The sequence below is a fragment of the Flavobacterium sp. GT3P67 genome (assembly GCF_004349155.1).
Lineage (GTDB): Bacteria > Bacteroidota > Bacteroidia > Flavobacteriales > Flavobacteriaceae > Flavobacterium > Flavobacterium ranwuense.
Genome location: NZ_SMLF01000001.1, coordinates 678,319 through 694,576, shown reverse-complemented (window position 1 = coordinate 694,576; position 16,258 = coordinate 678,319). Strand labels below are relative to the sequence as shown.

General features: G+C 35.3%; 16 protein-coding genes. 12 read left to right on the top strand and 4 right to left on the bottom strand.

What is annotated here, in order from left to right; translation table 11 throughout:
* Positions 1-6: 6 nt before the first annotated feature.
* On the bottom strand, positions 7-1,608 hold the full coding sequence (locus E0H99_RS03050; protein WP_131991049.1) for a DUF4270 domain-containing protein: 1,602 nt from the start codon (positions 1,606-1,608) through the stop codon (positions 7-9).
* Between the two features lie 20 nt (positions 1,609-1,628).
* Positions 1,629-2,435: a glycogen/starch synthase gene (locus E0H99_RS03045; protein WP_131991047.1), complete on the bottom strand. Its 807-nt coding sequence runs from the start codon at positions 2,433-2,435 to the stop codon at positions 1,629-1,631.
* Between the two features lie 108 nt (positions 2,436-2,543).
* Here E0H99_RS03045 and panC point away from each other — a divergent pair, with 108 nt between their 5' ends.
* From panC to E0H99_RS02985, 12 genes are all read left to right on the top strand, one after another.
* A complete protein-coding gene (panC, locus tag E0H99_RS03040; protein WP_131991045.1) occupies positions 2,544-3,392 on the top strand; it encodes a pantoate--beta-alanine ligase in 849 nt (282 codons plus the stop codon).
* Between the two features lie 14 nt (positions 3,393-3,406).
* Entirely contained in the window at positions 3,407-3,757 is a 351-nt protein-coding gene (gene panD / locus E0H99_RS03035; protein WP_131991043.1) for an aspartate 1-decarboxylase, read from the top strand.
* 301 nt (positions 3,758-4,058) lie between these two features.
* Positions 4,059-5,207: an alpha/beta hydrolase gene (locus E0H99_RS03030; RefSeq protein WP_131991041.1), complete on the top strand. Its 1,149-nt coding sequence runs from the start codon at positions 4,059-4,061 to the stop codon at positions 5,205-5,207.
* Positions 5,207-6,568, top strand: coding sequence for a DNA repair protein RadA (gene radA / locus E0H99_RS03025; protein ID WP_131991039.1), 1,362 nt, complete (start codon positions 5,207-5,209; stop codon positions 6,566-6,568). Before E0H99_RS03030 ends, radA begins: the two co-directional genes overlap by 1 nt.
* Before the next feature lie 503 nt (positions 6,569-7,071).
* Positions 7,072-7,929: an AraC family transcriptional regulator gene (locus E0H99_RS03020; RefSeq protein WP_240723431.1), complete on the top strand. Its 858-nt coding sequence runs from the start codon at positions 7,072-7,074 to the stop codon at positions 7,927-7,929.
* Between the two features lie 90 nt (positions 7,930-8,019).
* On the top strand, positions 8,020-8,580 hold the full coding sequence (locus E0H99_RS03015) for a DapH/DapD/GlmU-related protein (RefSeq protein ID WP_131991037.1): 561 nt from the start codon (positions 8,020-8,022) through the stop codon (positions 8,578-8,580).
* A 10-nt stretch (positions 8,581-8,590) separates the two neighbouring features.
* Positions 8,591-9,679 carry an alpha/beta hydrolase gene (locus E0H99_RS03010; RefSeq protein ID WP_131991035.1) on the top strand — a complete coding sequence of 363 codons (1,089 nt, stop codon included), beginning with the start codon at positions 8,591-8,593 and terminating at the stop codon, positions 9,677-9,679.
* Between the two features lie 10 nt (positions 9,680-9,689).
* Positions 9,690-10,154, top strand: coding sequence for a cyclophilin-like fold protein (locus E0H99_RS03005; RefSeq protein WP_131991033.1), 465 nt, complete (start codon positions 9,690-9,692; stop codon positions 10,152-10,154).
* Positions 10,155-10,366: 212 nt separating this feature from the next.
* A complete protein-coding gene (locus E0H99_RS03000; protein WP_131991031.1) occupies positions 10,367-10,891 on the top strand; it encodes a hypothetical protein in 525 nt (174 codons plus the stop codon).
* 144 nt (positions 10,892-11,035) lie between these two features.
* Positions 11,036-11,419, top strand: coding sequence for a hypothetical protein (locus E0H99_RS02995; protein ID WP_131991029.1), 384 nt, complete (start codon positions 11,036-11,038; stop codon positions 11,417-11,419).
* Between the two features lie 44 nt (positions 11,420-11,463).
* Positions 11,464-11,874, top strand: a complete 411-nt coding sequence (locus tag E0H99_RS02990; protein WP_131991027.1) for a hypothetical protein — start codon at positions 11,464-11,466, stop codon at positions 11,872-11,874.
* Positions 11,875-12,097: 223 nt separating this feature from the next.
* A complete protein-coding gene (locus E0H99_RS02985; protein ID WP_131991025.1) occupies positions 12,098-14,065 on the top strand; it encodes a transglycosylase domain-containing protein in 1,968 nt (655 codons plus the stop codon).
* A gap of 51 nt (positions 14,066-14,116) precedes the next feature.
* On the opposite strand, the gene E0H99_RS02980 is transcribed toward E0H99_RS02985, so the two are convergent.
* Positions 14,117-15,154 (bottom strand): aldo/keto reductase, encoded by a 1,038-nt coding sequence (locus tag E0H99_RS02980; protein WP_131991023.1) that lies wholly within the window; start codon positions 15,152-15,154, stop codon positions 14,117-14,119.
* A gap of 83 nt (positions 15,155-15,237) precedes the next feature.
* Complete coding sequence (locus E0H99_RS02975; RefSeq protein WP_131991021.1) at positions 15,238-16,179, bottom strand: flagellar motor protein MotB; 942 nt, start codon at positions 16,177-16,179, stop codon at positions 15,238-15,240.
* Between the last annotated feature and the right edge of the window lie 79 nt (positions 16,180-16,258).

Below are 16,258 nucleotides of genomic sequence, written 5' to 3'. Positions count from 1 at the left end.
CTTACTTTAATTAGGTTTTGTATAATAAATTTCAAGTTTCAATCTCTTATCATCAGGAACTGTGGATTTCCCTCCAAACAAAATAGTTCCTAAGGGATTCATTACTGATGCTTTTGGCGCTCCCGAAATAAAAGCGTTTGGGGTTCTTAATTTATGAGAAGCGATTGTTGCAATATCTTCTGTAACTACTAAGCCCAATTTAACATTAGTTGAATCTTTATACTTAACAAGATTCCTTATTTGATTTGTAACTCTAATTTTATATGTAACTCCTCTTTTACTGGTAGCATCAGTATTTATATTACCATCAAAAATGACTTTTGATCTTTTAATATCGATGCTGTTTGTTGTTACATCAGCATAATAATCAACAATAGGTCGGTTATTATTAAAATCATATAAATAGATTCTTCGTGGCTCATAATTATTAGCCATAGTAGCAGCATCAATATGAAAAACCAAATTAGCTTCATTAATCAACCACCCACTATTCCTAATAGCTTCTAACTGACCTGGGGTATTAAAAAGGCTAATCACAGCCACGGATCCTTCACCACCTTTTAGATACAGTTTATCATCACCTTCGGTTGTATTTCCCGTGTTTGGCAACGCATTATAAGCAAGTCCACTTCCTGCAAAATCAGTATTCAACAAACTCACAGAGTTTCCAGTCATGTTAAGTACTATAGTTTTTTTAACTCGTGTAATTGTAGTCACACCACCAGTTGTTGTGGACAAATCTTCATTATATTTTATAGTAATTTTTCCTTCCTTAAAATTCAACATTGCTAAATTTCCGGCACTACTTCCTGATTTTTCCATTTTAAAATAAAGCCCTCTGAAGTACTCTTTGAAAACATCATTTGTGGCCAATTTTCCAGCAGCCACAGCATCAATTATTCTTGTTTTGAAATAGCCTCTATTCAAGCTTAATTTCATTCCTGGAGGAGTTCTTGTAGTTGTAACCACTTTAGTAATTGAATCCGTTGAAGTCACAACATGCTCTGCTGGGTCAAAGAAAAAGCTATCATTTTGAGCCAAACTAGAATCGTCATTTAAACGATTAGGTTTTTTAACATTATCAAATTCTGAATTTTGATTTGTAAAATATTTTTGAGGCTGTTGAAATCCACCTATAGGATCTGAATCTCTCATATAATAACCCGATTCGTAAACACTTAGTTTCATTACAGCCTTATCAGCTCCATATATAGAATCTAGGACATATTCATGACTGCCATCTGTTTTTGTAACCGTTTTTGACGCATCATAATAATATGGCAAAGTCAGAACAACACTTTCAATATAAGGTCTTGTCCCAACAGCTGTTATCGTTGCAGACAAAGTCAATTGAGTACCGAAATTGGCCGTTGTCTCGCCAAAATTTGAGTTGTTATAAATCCCCAAAGGATTTACAACAAGATTATTCGATTGTATAGGTCCTGTTTTTTGATTGTAAGCTAAAACATCGTACGTTTCTTTTTTGAGATCAAAATTGTTATCCCCAATTAAATCACCTCCAATTTCATTATAATCTTTATCACAAGAATATAAAAAAACAACACTCACAACTACCAGAATTTTCTTAAAAAAAGAATTATTGTACATATTTAATAAAAAAGTTTAATTTAAAGAACCTCGTTTCTATAGAAATTAGTATACGCTTCCGCGAATGCATCTTTCGGTGCGAAAGGTAAAAAAGGTTTTCCTGAAGATTCTATATATTTTGTTAAACTTGGAGACAGGTTTTCTGATGCAATAATCACCGCATCGGAATGTTTAATGGTAGCCTTAATAATATTTTCGTAGTCTGGAACTTCTAAATCAGAAATTGCCTCATCAGGAATACCGTCAAATTTTACTTTATTAATCATCTCTACATCTAAAGTACCGTCAAAAGACTGACTGTAAACAGAAGTAACAATCTTAGTTTCTGAAAACAATGCTTCATTTTTGTAAAAATGCTTCATATAAATGGGCAACATAGCAGCCATCCATCCATGAACGTGAATAATATCAGGAACCCAATTGAGTTTTTTTACAGTTTCAACAACTCCTTTTGCAAAGAAAATAGCACGTTCATCATTATCAGGATACATTACACCTTCTTCATCAGCAAATGTGGCTTTCCTTTTGAAATACTCATCATTATCAATAAAGTAAACCTGTATTCTTTCTTTTGGTATCGAAGCCACTTTTATAATCAAAGGCATATCCAAGTCGTTCACTACCAAATTCATCCCCGAAAGTCTAATTACTTCGTGCAATTGATGTCTTCTCTCATTAATATTTCCATACCTTGGCATAAAAATTCTTATCTGTCCACCTTGATCATTAATCATTTTCGGCACGTCGTAAGACATTAAAGAGACCTCATTTTCAGCGAGATAAGGCACCACTTCAGATGATACATATAATATCCTCTTATCTTTCATATTGTAATTTACTTAATTTATTGGCAATAAAAACCATGCAAAATTACAAAATTTTATGCAGTTATTAACTAAAATAGTAAGTTTGCATTTAATTTTAATAATACTGCCATGCATATTTTCTACGGAAAAGCATCTTTAATCGACTATTTGAAATCCATAAAAACAGTCCAGTCCACTATTGGATTTGTTCCCACCATGGGCGCTTTACATCAAGGTCATTTGGCATTAATGCAAAAATCATTACTGGAAAATGAAAATACTGTTGTGAGTATTTTTGTAAACCCAACACAATTTAACAATCCTGAAGATTTAGCAAAATATCCAAGAACATTGGAAGAAGACGTGAAAAAACTTACTGCTTTAAATCCAAATATAATTCTATACGCCCCATCTGTTGAAGATATTTATGACGGAAAACCACTTTCTCAATCTTTCGATTTTGATGGATTAGAAAATCAAATGGAAGGCAAATTCAGACCCGGCCATTTTAATGGCGTTGGTACAATTGTAAAACGTCTTTTTGAAATAGTGGAACCAACAAACGCGTATTTTGGTGAAAAAGACTTTCAACAATTACAAATTGTCAAAAAAATGGTCGTCAAAAACCACTTACAAGTAAATGTAATTGGCTGTCCCATTTATAGAGAATCTAACAATCTTGCCATGAGCTCCAGAAACGAACGTTTATCAACAGAAGAAAGAGACGAAGCGGCTATTATTTATAAAACACTAACCGCGGCAAAAGAAAAATTTGCAGCCAATAGTACTGCAATTATTTCAGAATGGGTTCAAAAATTATTCAATAAGAACACTCGATTTACATTAGAATATTTCGTAATTGCTGATGAGGCAACACTTTTACCTAGTACCAGAAAAAATAAAAATAAAAAATACCGTGCTTTCATTGCGGTACTAGTCAACAATATTCGATTGATTGACACCATATCATTAAATTAATTTACTTTTGTAACATGCAAATTCAAGTCGTAAAATCAAAAATACACAGAGTAAAAGTAACTGGAGCCGATTTAAATTATATCGGAAGCATTACCATAGATGAAGCTTTACTGGAAGCCTCCAATATCATTGAAGGAGAAAGAGTATTCATTGTAAACATCAACAATGGCGAACGCTTTGACACCTACGCCATCAAAGGCGAAAAAAATTCAGGCATTATAACCCTAAATGGTCCAGCAGCCAGAAAAGTACAAAAAGACGATATTATTATCATTATTTCATATGCGATCCTGGAATTTGAAGAAGCCAAAACCTTCAAGCCTTGGATTATCTTCCCTAACGAAAATGACAATTCTTTGACCTAATTCTTTAGAGAAGAAATACGTACTGATATACCTTTTGAAAAAGGTAAATTCCTTATTTTATCACACAAAGTAAAAGTATTTAATTCCATAAAACACTGAATATATGATTTTTAAACTCAAAATCAAATATTCAGTTGTTTTTTTGTTTGCGGCAATTTCAACTCACTAAATCCTATTTATTTCCCTAAAAAGCAAGTGCATTTGTAGCGCTTTAACTTTTTTTGTTTTTTAAATAACAGTAAATAAAGTATTATATTGCTGTCTTATTTAGATGTATTTTAATTTCTAAACGCTTCAAATTATGAAACAACTACTACTATTCTTATTCTTCACTATTACAGCATCTTCACAAAAAACCACAATACCATTCGATTCAAATGCACTGGGCGAAACCCGGGAAATTACAATTGGCTTACCTCCTTCTTTCGAAAAAAATCCAAATAAAAAGTATCCAATACTTATTTTACTCGATGGCGATTACTTATTTGACCCATTTTACGGCGCCTTGAACTACGGTGCCTACTGGGATGATTTGCCGGAAATGATTGTCGTTGGCATAAGCCAAAACAAAAATAACGAACGCATTGACGACAGTACTTATGACGAAGCAAACGGGGTTCCTTCCGGAAAAGGGGCGAAATTCTTTGAGTTTATTGGTGCCGAATTAATTCCATACATCGAAAAAAAATACCCGGTTGCACCATTCCGGATTATTGCAGGACACGATACTACAGCGGGATTTCTAAACTTTTTTCTGTATAAAGACAATCCTATATTCAATGGATATATTTCATTAAGTCCAGAACTGGCTCCTGAAATGGAAAACCGCATTCCAGAAAAACTTTCAAATTTAAAACAACCTATTTTTTATTATCAATCCAATGGTGATGGAGACATAAAAAAAATTCAAGAGTCTATAAAAAAACTAGACGAAAATATAAAACTGGTTATTAATCCTGCATTAAATTACAAGTTCGATAATTTTAAGGACGCATCACATTATTCGCTAGTGCTTTATTCGATTCCAAATGCCTTATACCAATTTTTTGATGCCTACAAACCTATTTCATCTACTGAATACAGTGAAAAAATTGCCGTGCTTCAATCCGGTTATGTAGATTATTTGACCAATAAATATGCTGTTTTGTCTAAAAGTTTAGGTTTAAAAATACCTATTCGCGTAAATGATTTCAAAGCCATTGAAGCGGCAATTCTAAAAAATAAAGCCTATCCAGAATTGGATAAATTAGCAGAAATCGCTAATAAAAATTATCCAAAATCAATGTTGGCCGATTATGAATTGGGTTTAATGTATGAAAAAATGGGCGACCCGAAAAAAGCCGCGAAACGCTATCAAAGTGGGTCCCAATTAGAGGAAATTGGCGACCTTACAAAAAACATGATGATGGAAAAATACGATGACATGATAAGCCAAACACCAAAAAAATAATGTCAAAAGTAAAAACAACTTTTTTTTGCCAGAACTGTGGCGCACAGTATGCAAAATGGCAAGGACAATGCAATTCTTGTAAAGAATGGAATACCATTGCGGAGGAAATTATCCAAAAACAAGAAAAAACAGCTTGGAAAAGCGAAACTACTTCCAGCAGTAAAGCACCAAAACCGTTACGAATAAACGAAATTGATTCTGCTCAGGAAATCCGAATGGACACCACTGACGCCGAACTCAATCGCGTGTTGGGTGGTGGAATAGTTCCCGGTTCCCTGATTCTTTTAGGCGGTGAACCCGGCATCGGAAAAAGTACCCTTTTGCTTCAGATATCCTTAAAGTTACCTTATAAAACTTTATATGTTTCGGGCGAAGAAAGCCAGAAACAAATAAAAATGCGTGCGGAGAGAATCACGCCCAGTGGAGACAATTGTTATATTCTTACCGAAACCAAAACCCAAAATATCTTCAAGCAAATTGAAGCTATCGAACCGGAAATCGTGATTATCGATTCCATTCAAACGCTTCATACAGATTATATTGAATCCACTCCCGGCAGTATTTCTCAAATACGGGAAACCACAGCCGAACTAATCAAGTTTGCCAAAGAAACCAATATTCCCGTGATCCTGATTGGTCACATCACCAAAGACGGAAACATTGCAGGTCCAAAAATCCTGGAACACATGGTCGATACCGTTTTACAGTTTGAAGGCGACCGGAATCACGTATACCGCATTTTGCGTTCGTTAAAAAACCGTTTCGGATCCACAGCTGAAATTGGTATTTATGAAATGCTTGGCAACGGTTTGCGCGAAGTTTCGAATCCGTCGGAGATATTGATTTCACACAAAGACGAGGAATTATCCGGAACCGCGATTGCCTCCACATTAGAAGGCATGCGACCGTTGATGATTGAAATCCAAGCCTTAGTCAGTACCGCCGTTTACGGAACACCGCAACGCAGCACCACGGGCTATAATGCAAAAAGACTCAATATGATTCTGGCCGTTTTAGAGAAAAGAGCCGGTTTTAGGCTTGGCGCCAAAGACGTTTTCTTAAACATAACGGGAGGAATTTCCGTAGATGATCCGGCGATAGATTTGGCTGTTGTTGCTGCCATTTTATCCTCGAATGAAGATATTGCGGTCAATAAAGATTTTTGCTTTGCTGGTGAAGTGGGGCTTTCGGGCGAAATACGTCCGGTAAATCGCGTGGACCAACGTATTCAGGAAGCGGAGAAATTAGGTTTTTCGACCATTTTTGTATCCAAATACAATAAAATTGCGTTGAAAAACACAGGAATCAAAATTCGATTGGTGGCCAAAATTGAAGACGTGGCGAGTGAGTTGTTTGGGTAGAAAATAAATACAAAAATATTAGTTTAAAAATTTATCCATGAGGTATGAGTTGCTTACAGATTTAGGAGGTCTACTTTGGTGGCTACTAGTTAAATTTTGCACAACAAATTTAAAGGAAGAGCAATCAAAAGAAAAATGGAGTAGAAATATTTTTTTCTTAATTGTAATAGGAATTATCATAAGCTTTATAGCGGTTAAATTCTTTTAGAGTTCTATTCATTATATCAGCATAGTTAAGTCTAAATACTAAACCGCACAAATAATCTATAAAACAAACAATACTTTTGATAAATATCATTTATATATTCGTTTAGTATGCGCTACTGAATAGAGGAATCTAACCAATAAAGGGTTTCTAGTTACTACTTTGTAGCTATAATATGCAAGTTATAGGCTATGATAAAACGACACTGCAAACCAACGGTCCGGCAATTTAAATTGAGCCTCACGGAAAGGTGAAATGAACCTTACAACAAAGTAATACTGGAATATAAATTTTACTTTTGTACGTTACTAACGCAACAATAGAAATCATGGACGTGCAACAAGAGGATAAATTAAAGACGATAAGCTATTCCGGAATCTTTCTTTCGTGCTTTGCTGATTACAGCGAAAAGTGTATTCATGCAACGCCTGAACACGTTTTGGTGTACTTGTATTCGGGCGAACAAATTATTGAAGACCGAAATAAAAAGATAAAGTTACAGGCTGGCGATTGTGCTTTTATCCGAAGAGACCACCGCTTGAAAATGTACAAAAACAGCAAAGGCGAAGATTTGTACAAAGGTATTTCATTGACATTCAATCGTAATGTGCTTCGGGATTTTTACAGCAAAATGAACAAATCTGAAATTCCGAAAGGTGTAAAAATTTCTGATAAAACTGTCTTCAAATTAGAGCCAAGTCCTGCGATAGAAAGCCTTTTTCAATCACTCACACCGTATTTTGACAGCAACATAAAACCAACGGAAGGCGTTACGCATTTGAAATTGTTGGAAGGAATTTATGCTTTACTGAACAGTAACGAACTATTCTACCCAATACTTTTTGACTTTGCCGAACCTTGGAAAATTGACCTTTTAGAATTCCTCAACAGTAACTATATGGAAGAATTGTCAATGGAGCAAATCGCTTCGTTTACAGGAAGAAGTTTGGCGACATTCAAAAGAGATTTTAAGAAAATAAGCAACCTCACACCGCAAAAATGGCTGATAAAAAAACGCCTGGAAATGGCATATATAAAACTAAAAGAAGAAGGCAAAAAAATACAAGATGTATATATGGAAGTTGGATTTAAAAACCCTTCTCATTTCTCAACAGCATTTAAAAAGCAATACGGAATTTCACCAACTGAAATCTAAAATTGAGCTTTAGAGAAAAGTAATTTGAGCCTCACAACAAAATAATTGCGAGGCTTTATTTTTAACTTTGCATTGTAAATTAATAAGACTATGCAAACAACAAATATATTCGAGCGACTAAAAAATGGAGAAACCATTTCTGCGAACGACAAGGAAGCGCATAAAATGCGGGAGGCTTCGTTTGCAACTAAAAAATTATTGGTTCAGATGAATAATTCGTCAAACCCCGATGAAATTAGAAATTTTCTAAGCCAAATTACAAACAATGAAATTGACGAAAGCGTAACTGTATTTACACCGTTGCACATCAACTACGGAAAACACACCAAAATTGGTAAAAATGTATTTATCAACTTCGATTGTGTTTTTCTAGATTTGGGAGGAATTACCATAGAAGATAACGTAATGATAGCACCGAAAGTAAGTCTGTTGTCGGAAGGACATCCAACTTCAATCGAAAACCGACATTCTTTAATTCCTAAACCCATTCACATCAAAAAAAATGCGTGGATTGGTGCAAATGCTACCATTTTGCAAGGTGTAACGATTGGCGAAAATGCTGTCGTAGCTGCAGGTGCTGTCGTTTCAAACGATGTTCCTGACAATACCATCGTAGGTGGAATTCCTGCAAAAATTTTAAAAACAATTTAATTTTATAAAGATGAAAAAAGCCTTGGTATTAGCATTGTTGCTCGTCGTAATAGGACAAGCATTTGCACAAAACGGAAAATCAAAATCTAAAAAAATGAATACAACAGAACAGTATACTTTTCAATTAAGCGAGAAAGTAACACGTCAAAAAGTAACCTTCAAAAATCGATACGGAATTACCGTAGCCGCGGATTTATATACCCCAAAGAATATTGAAAATCAAAAACTTTCTGCGTTAGTAGTAAGTGGTCCGTTTGGTGCAGTCAAAGAGCAATCATCTGGGTTTTATGCAAACGAGTTGGCTTCACTTGGTTTTGTTACATTAGCTTTTGACCCATCATTTACAGGAGAAAGTGGCGGGGAAGTCCGTAATGTAGCTTCCCCCGATATTTTTACAGAAGACTTTAGTGCGGCGGTGGACTATATCGGTCTATTGCCGACAGTTGACCGTAATCGCATTGGCGTAGTGGGAGTTTGCGGTTTGGGTGGTATGGCACTTACTGCCGCTTCCAACGACAGCAGGATTAAAGCAGTTGCCACGGCTTCAATGTACGATATGTCCCGCAGCATAAGCCGTAGCTACAAAGACAGCTATACGAGGGAGCAACGTCAAAAAGTTATTGATTACACAAGCCAGCAACGTTGGACAGATGCAAGAAATGGTAGTTATGCGATAGGTTATCACGAAGTACCGTTTGATGAAAATGGCAATCTCTTGAAAGGAGAGCGTATACTTCCTGAAACTTTGCCTGAAAATCCAGACCCTGTTTTAGCTGCATTCTTCGATTATTACAGAACACCTCGTGGCTTCCATCCGAGATCTATCAATTCTACAACAGCGTGGACTGCTACAACACCAATGTCGTTTTTCAGTTTTCCGATGATGACAAATGTTGATATGATTTCCCCTCGTCCGATTATGTTGATTGCGGGAGAAAATGCACATTCACGTTATTATTCCGAAGATGTTTACAAACTGGCTTCCCAGCCAAAAGAATTAGTAATTGTTCCCAATGCTGACCACGTGGATTTATACGATAAAAAAGATAAAATTCCTTTCGATAAACTGGAAATTTTTTTTAAAGAACATTTGAAATAATAACAGGATTATGAAACATTCTTTTTTAATTCTATTGACTTTTATGTCAGTTTTCATCAGCAGTGCATCGTCTTGTAATAAGGAAAACGACAACATCAACACGGAAAACAACAACACTATGTCAAATGGAAAAATGAAAATAACGGTCAATTCACAAACCTTTACAGCTACCCTTTTGGATAATAATTCGGCAAAAGCATTCAAGGAAATGTTGCCTTTGACCATCAATATGACCGAGTTGAACGGAAACGAAAAATATTACGATTTACCAAATAATCTTCCCACAAACTCACCAAATTCGGGAACAATAAAGAATGGAGACTTGATGTTGTTTGGCTCAAAAACCTTCGTGTTATTTTACAAAACTCATTCAACATCTTACAGCTACGCAAAATTAGGAATGGTAGATGATGTAACAGGTTTGGCAACTGCATTAGGTTCAGGAAATGTAATCGTTAGTTTTGAATTGGAATAATAAAAAAACTAAATCCACAAGAACCACAGCCTATAACAGCGGTTACACGCAATTGCTGGTTTACGGTAAGGTGAATGTTTTATTTTCATAACTTTGTTCACGGTTGCAGAAAATATAAATAGTTACAAAGTAAAGTTCAAAGTCCGACTTGCAACCAAAATTGAAGATGTGGCGAGTGAATTGTTTGGATGATTTTAAAAACACAATAAAAAATGAAATCGTTTCGAGAACACTTACAAATCGTCAACACTTTTCATGAACTTGGAGAAACCATTGCTGCTGCCCAATTTTTAATACAAGAATATGGTTTAGAAGATCCCAATTTTAAGGGCTTCGAATTAAGGGAAAAAGCCAAACCGGAGTTTATCCTGATGACAACCGAAGGCGTTTTGGGCGAACCCCAAATCATCCGAATTCCTGAAAACACATTCGAATATCCGCTGGAATTAATGCTCAATCTTCTGGCGCATGAAATGATTCACGTAAGCCAAAAAACGAAAGAAAACTTAATTGAAGACAAAAACGAAAGGGAATGGCAAGCCTATTATGAAATGCTTTTTCATAAAAAATTTCCTCAAATCCCTGAACTTTCTGATTTTCACAAACGCTTCTTTGCAAAGAAAGCGTTGGAATACTATAATAGAATGGTCGAAGGTTCTGAACTTCAATTAAAATATGCAAATCAAAAACAGGAAACAGACAATCTGTTGTCTTTTCTAGATGCAAAAATAAAATAGTACTTTTTCTGTTTCCATGATTCACCTTATTTATTTCTTATTTTAAATAATAAATAAGAAATCAGGAATGAGACTCATTATTTTTCGTAACTTTATGTTTAAGAATGTTTTACGGAAAACATAATGAAACCATCACACCAAACTATGACTCATTTATACGAACACTTAGGCAAAGTGTTCTATTTTATTGCGGCCATAGACAAAACCATTCATAAAGAAGAAATTGAGAAACTAAAACAAATCATACAAACCGAATGGCTTCCGCTTGAAAACAGTTTTAATGAATTTGGTGATGACACTGCTTATGAAATCGAAATTGTTTTTGACTGGCTTGTCGCCAATGAATGGGAATTTGAACAAGTGATCTCTGACTTTAAAATTTTCAAACAAGAACATCAACACTTGTTTACTCCAGAGATTAATGCCTTAATCCTAAAAACTGCGAACACTATAGCTTCTTCATTTTCAGGAAAAAACAAATCAGAACACGTTCTAATTAGTCAACTGAGCGCGATTCTGTTTCAATAAAAATAGAATTCAAATAATCTACTTTAATTTAAAATAGCAAAGACATGAAAAGACAAACCGGCATCTGGATAGACACCTCAAAGGCAATTATTGTCACTCTTGAAGGGAATAAAGACGAAAAAATTTCCGAAATAGACTCTGATGTTGAAAACAGAGTTTACCACGATAAGGAAGGCGACAAAGGAACCTTTTCCGGAGTTCATCATGGTAACAATGAGACAAAATTTGAAAATCGAAAAAAAGAACAAATGGATTTCTTTATAAAAGAAGTATTAGCCTACGTCAAAGGAGCAGATGAACTCTTTGTCTTTGGTCCGGCTGAAGCAAAGATAAGACTGGAGCAAAAAATTCAGGACGAAAAATTATTTGCCAATAAACTAAAAGCAGTTGAAACAGCAGACAAAATGACGGTAAATGAGATTGTGGCTAAGGTTAAGAAATTTTATATTTCATAGTTGAATGTCTAATTACATCATTGAATTAGCTCCATATTGCGATAATTTAACTAAAAGCAAATTTAAAAGACTACAACTTCAAAACTGTTGTAGTTTTTTTATGCTTTTAAAAATGAAAAGACACAAAAAAGTCCTAAATAGCACCAGAAAATTATATCTATACTAGTTTTTCCTTTTCTTTACTGATAATAATCATTGATTTCTATCTGATGACAGACTGTTTATGAAAACCGGAAAACAAAAAATAATGCTCGCCACAAAAATACTTTTTGTATTGTTTGTCACTTTAATTATTGCTTTTTATATATTTCGAGATGCCGTTTTACAACAAACAATAGCAAAAGTTTCCCATGAAATGGAAGTGGATTACAACAGTTCTTTTACGATAAAAAAAGCTTCTTTTGACGGCTTGTCCGGACTGAATCTTACCGAAATAATACTGGTTCCAAAAAACGCAGACACTCTTTTTAAAATACAAAAATTAAAAACCAGCGTTAATTTATGGCATCTCATAACGGGCGATGTTCAACTTGGAACTTTAGAAGTTCAGAACGGTTTTATCCAGTTAGTAAAAAAAGGGAAAGTGAGAAATTTTGATGCTTTTCTAAAAAAAGACAATCAAACAGAAATACGCGACGAAAAAAGAGATTACGCCCAGTTTGCCTATAGAATCATCTCAAAAGCACTGAATTTAGTTCCGACGGATATGATACTGGATAATCTGTCTTTTCGACTCAATGATAACGGAAAAAAAGCAACCATCAATTTCCAAAAACTGCGATTGGTCAACAAACAACTAGAAACTTCCATTAAAGTTCAAACCAATACCATTTCACAACGATGGAAAATCAAAGGATTTGCCGATCCAAGAAATAAAAAAGCGGATATTCGTTTCGTCAATATGGATACAGGCGCAATCAAAATGCCCTATTTAGACGAGCGTTTCAACCTGAAATCAAGTTTTGACTCTATCCGATTGAGTATTCAAAACATCGATAAAAATGGTGATGAACTGCACATTGATGGGTTAATGGCTATTGCCAATTTAAAAATCAACCATCCTAAAATTGCCAGTAAAGATGTTATTCTTAAAAATGCTAAATTTGATTACCGATTCTTATTGGGTTCCGATTTTATTTCTATCGACAGCAGCTCAACGGTTCAGTTGAATAAAATAAAATTTCATCCCTACGTGGCTTACGAAACTGAAAAAGATACGATTTACAAACTCAAAGTAATCCTCCCAAAAATGAAAGCGCAGGACTTTATTACTTCGCTTCCTGACGGTTTATTTACCCACTTTCAGGGAATGGAAGCTACAGGTAATTTTGATTACAAATTGGATTTTGCCTTCAACCAAAACAAACCCAATCAGCTTGTTTTTGACAGTAAATTGAAAAAAGAAAATCTAAAAATCACAAAATACGGCGAAGCCAATCTCAACAAACTCAATGGCGAATTTGTGTATCGGGCACTTATAAAAAATGTATTGCAGCGCCCGGTTTTAATTGGCGCATCCAATCCAAATTATACGCCTTTAGACCAAATTTCACCGTATTTAAGAAAATCGGTTTTGACTACTGAGGACCCATCGTTCTTTTCGCATCGTGGTTTCATCAGCGAAGCATTCAAACAATCCATAGTCAAAAACATAAGAACCAAAAAGTTTTCACGCGGCGCCAGCACCATCAGCATGCAATTAGTAAAAAATGCTTTTCTGAGTCGGGAGAAAACAGTATCCCGTAAACTGGAAGAAATCCTACTGGTCTATATTCTGGAAAACAACCGAATTGTGAGTAAAGAGCGTATGCTTGAAGTGTATTTTAATATTATCGAATGGGGGCCAAATGTATATGGAATTGACGAAGCAAGTCAGTTTTACTTCCAAAAAACACCTTCAGAATTATCGCTGAATGAATGCTTGTATCTCGCCCGAATTATCCCAAGTCCTAAAAAATTTATGTATCAGTTCAACGATCAGGGGATGTTGAAAGATTTTGCTGTAAAACAAGAATCGTTCTTGACCAATATTATGTTTCGAAGAGGACTTTTGACTCCTGAAGACACTATTTACAAGTCCTTACCAATACTGATTTCAGGACCTGCAAAATCTTTTATCAAATTCAAAGTACAAGATTCAACGCAAATAAAAGTGGATTCTTTATCCGTTGATGATGAATTTGATCTTTAATGCTAAAAAATAACCCTGCAAGACTTCTAAACTCTGACAGGGTTTCTTAATTTATGGTGCCGGATCAGGAATCACAGCTTGCACCTCATCAATAGCTTTCAGAATTTCATCCGAAAGTGACACTTGAATCGTATCAATATTTTCTTTTAATTGTTCCAATGTTGTTGCGCCAATAATTGTGCTGGTTACAAACGGCTGTTGGGCTATGAATGCCAAAGACAATTCTGTTAAAGTCAGTCCGTTTTTCTTGGCGATTTCCTGATACAATTGAGTAGCTTCGGTACATTGTGCGCTGTTGTATCTGGAATACTGCGGAAACAACTTGATTCTGGCATTTGGATGATTTTCGCCAGTAAGGAATTTACCGGACAAAACCCCAAAAGCCATCGGCGAATACGCCAATAAACCCACATTTTCTCTCAGGCAAATTTCAGCAGAACCATTTTCAAAAAGTCGGTTTAATAAGGAATACGGATTTTGAACCGTTTTTACTCTTGGCAAATTATTGTATTTACTTTCCTCCAGAAAACGCATAATTCCCCAAGGATTTTCATTGGAAAGTCCGATGTGGTTTATTTTTCCTTCTTTGACAAAACCGTCTAATGTTTCGAGAACATTGTGAATGTTATCTTCCCAAGCATCATCCTGGACTTTGAAACCGCGTTGCCCAAAATAATTGGTTTTACGTTCCGGCCAATGCAATTGGTACACATCAATATAATCCGTTTGTAAGCGTTGTAAACTTTGATCCAATGCAAACTTGATACTGGCTGGTGAGAAATCTAATTTCTCTCTCATGTAACCAAAATTTGGATTGGGTCCTGCAATTTTGGATGCCAAAACTATCTCTTCTCTTTTGCCTGTTTTTTTGAACCAGGTTCCAAGGATTTTCTCCGTACTTCCATAGGTTTCCTGACGCGATGGAATCGAATACATCTCGGCTGTATCAAAGAAATTGATTCCGTTTTCTAAAGCATAATCCATTTGGGCGTGACCATCAGCTTCTGTATTTTGTTGTCCAAAAGTCATCGTTCCAAGGCAAATTTTGCTGACTTTCACATCAGTATTTGGCAAAGTAGTATATTTCATAAAGTCATAAAGTTATAAAGTCAAAAGTCATAAAGTCATAGGTGATTCATTATGACTTTATGACTTTCGACTTTGGACAAAGTTTAATTTATCTCATTCAGCATTTCAGCAATTTCATCTAATCTAGGCGTAAGAATTATTTCGATTCTACGGTTTTTAGCTTTCCCGTCAGCGGTTGAATTGCTTGCTAAAGGTGAAAACTCTCCTCTTCCGGCGGCCGTTAGATTTTGTTTGCTAATTTTTTTGTTCTCGCTCAAAATAGCAACTATTGCTGTCGCTCTTTTGGTCGATAAATCCCAGTTATCCTCAATTGGACCGGAAGCCGTAAAAGCATCATCATCCGTATGACCTTCAATAAGTACGGATATGTCAGGGTTGTCACCCAAAACTTTACCTACTTCAATTACTGCTTTTTTTCCTTCGGAACCTACCGCCCAACTTCCGGAATTGAAAAGTAATTTGTTCTCCATAGAAACATATACTTTTCCGTTTTTTTGTTCGACTGTCAATCCTTTTCCTTCAAAACTGTTCAAGGCTTTAGACAAGGTCTCTTTTAGTTTTTTCATGCTGGCTTCTTTGGCAGCAATCAAATCTTCCAATTCTTGCAAACGTTGTCCACTCTTGTTCAGACGTTCTTGTTCTAATGCCAATGCTTTTCCTTTCTCGTCTAATTGATCCAGCAAATCACGATTTTTTTTCATGTTGCTTTGCAAAGCATCGCTGCTATTTTTTTCTAAAGCAGCGTAGGAATCCTGCAAGACTATGAATTTATTTTGAGCCGCTGCATAATCTGCTTTCAGTTTATCCAGCTCCGCTTTGGATTTACTCAAATCTGATGTTAAACCGTCTCGGTCTAATTCTAATTGATTTTTAGATTTTAGAAAATCGGCATTTTCATCTGCTAAACTTCTGTTTTCTTTTTTTAAATCGGTGAACTTACTTTCTAAGTCGTTGTATATTTTCTTGGATACACAGGAGGTTGAAAGCGCCAATACTACTAATCCGATGGAAACTCTTTTAATCATTTTTGTTTGTATTTATGTTGTTTCTAATGTTGTTTTGAAAGCAAAAATTCAAATTGTATTCGAATGCCCTAGCCCCGAT

Coding starts and splice junctions, on each gene's coding strand:
- E0H99_RS03050 (WP_131991049.1), bottom strand. CDS start 1,608: ATGTACAATAATTCTTTTTTTAAGAAAATTCTGGTAGTTGTGAGTGTT.
- E0H99_RS03045 (WP_131991047.1), bottom strand. CDS start 2,435: ATGAAAGATAAGAGGATATTATATGTATCATCTGAAGTGGTGCCTTAT.
- panC (WP_131991045.1), top strand. CDS start 2,544: ATGCATATTTTCTACGGAAAAGCATCTTTAATCGACTATTTGAAATCC.
- panD (WP_131991043.1), top strand. CDS start 3,407: ATGCAAATTCAAGTCGTAAAATCAAAAATACACAGAGTAAAAGTAACT.
- E0H99_RS03030 (WP_131991041.1), top strand. CDS start 4,059: ATGAAACAACTACTACTATTCTTATTCTTCACTATTACAGCATCTTCA.
- radA (WP_131991039.1), top strand. CDS start 5,207: ATGTCAAAAGTAAAAACAACTTTTTTTTGCCAGAACTGTGGCGCACAG.
- E0H99_RS03015 (WP_131991037.1), top strand. CDS start 8,020: ATGCAAACAACAAATATATTCGAGCGACTAAAAAATGGAGAAACCATT.
- E0H99_RS03010 (WP_131991035.1), top strand. CDS start 8,591: ATGAAAAAAGCCTTGGTATTAGCATTGTTGCTCGTCGTAATAGGACAA.
- E0H99_RS03005 (WP_131991033.1), top strand. CDS start 9,690: ATGAAACATTCTTTTTTAATTCTATTGACTTTTATGTCAGTTTTCATC.
- E0H99_RS03000 (WP_131991031.1), top strand. CDS start 10,367: ATGAAATCGTTTCGAGAACACTTACAAATCGTCAACACTTTTCATGAA.
- E0H99_RS02995 (WP_131991029.1), top strand. CDS start 11,036: ATGACTCATTTATACGAACACTTAGGCAAAGTGTTCTATTTTATTGCG.
- E0H99_RS02990 (WP_131991027.1), top strand. CDS start 11,464: ATGAAAAGACAAACCGGCATCTGGATAGACACCTCAAAGGCAATTATT.
- E0H99_RS02985 (WP_131991025.1), top strand. CDS start 12,098: ATGAAAACCGGAAAACAAAAAATAATGCTCGCCACAAAAATACTTTTT.
- E0H99_RS02980 (WP_131991023.1), bottom strand. CDS start 15,154: ATGAAATATACTACTTTGCCAAATACTGATGTGAAAGTCAGCAAAATT.
- E0H99_RS02975 (WP_131991021.1), bottom strand. CDS start 16,179: ATGATTAAAAGAGTTTCCATCGGATTAGTAGTATTGGCGCTTTCAACC.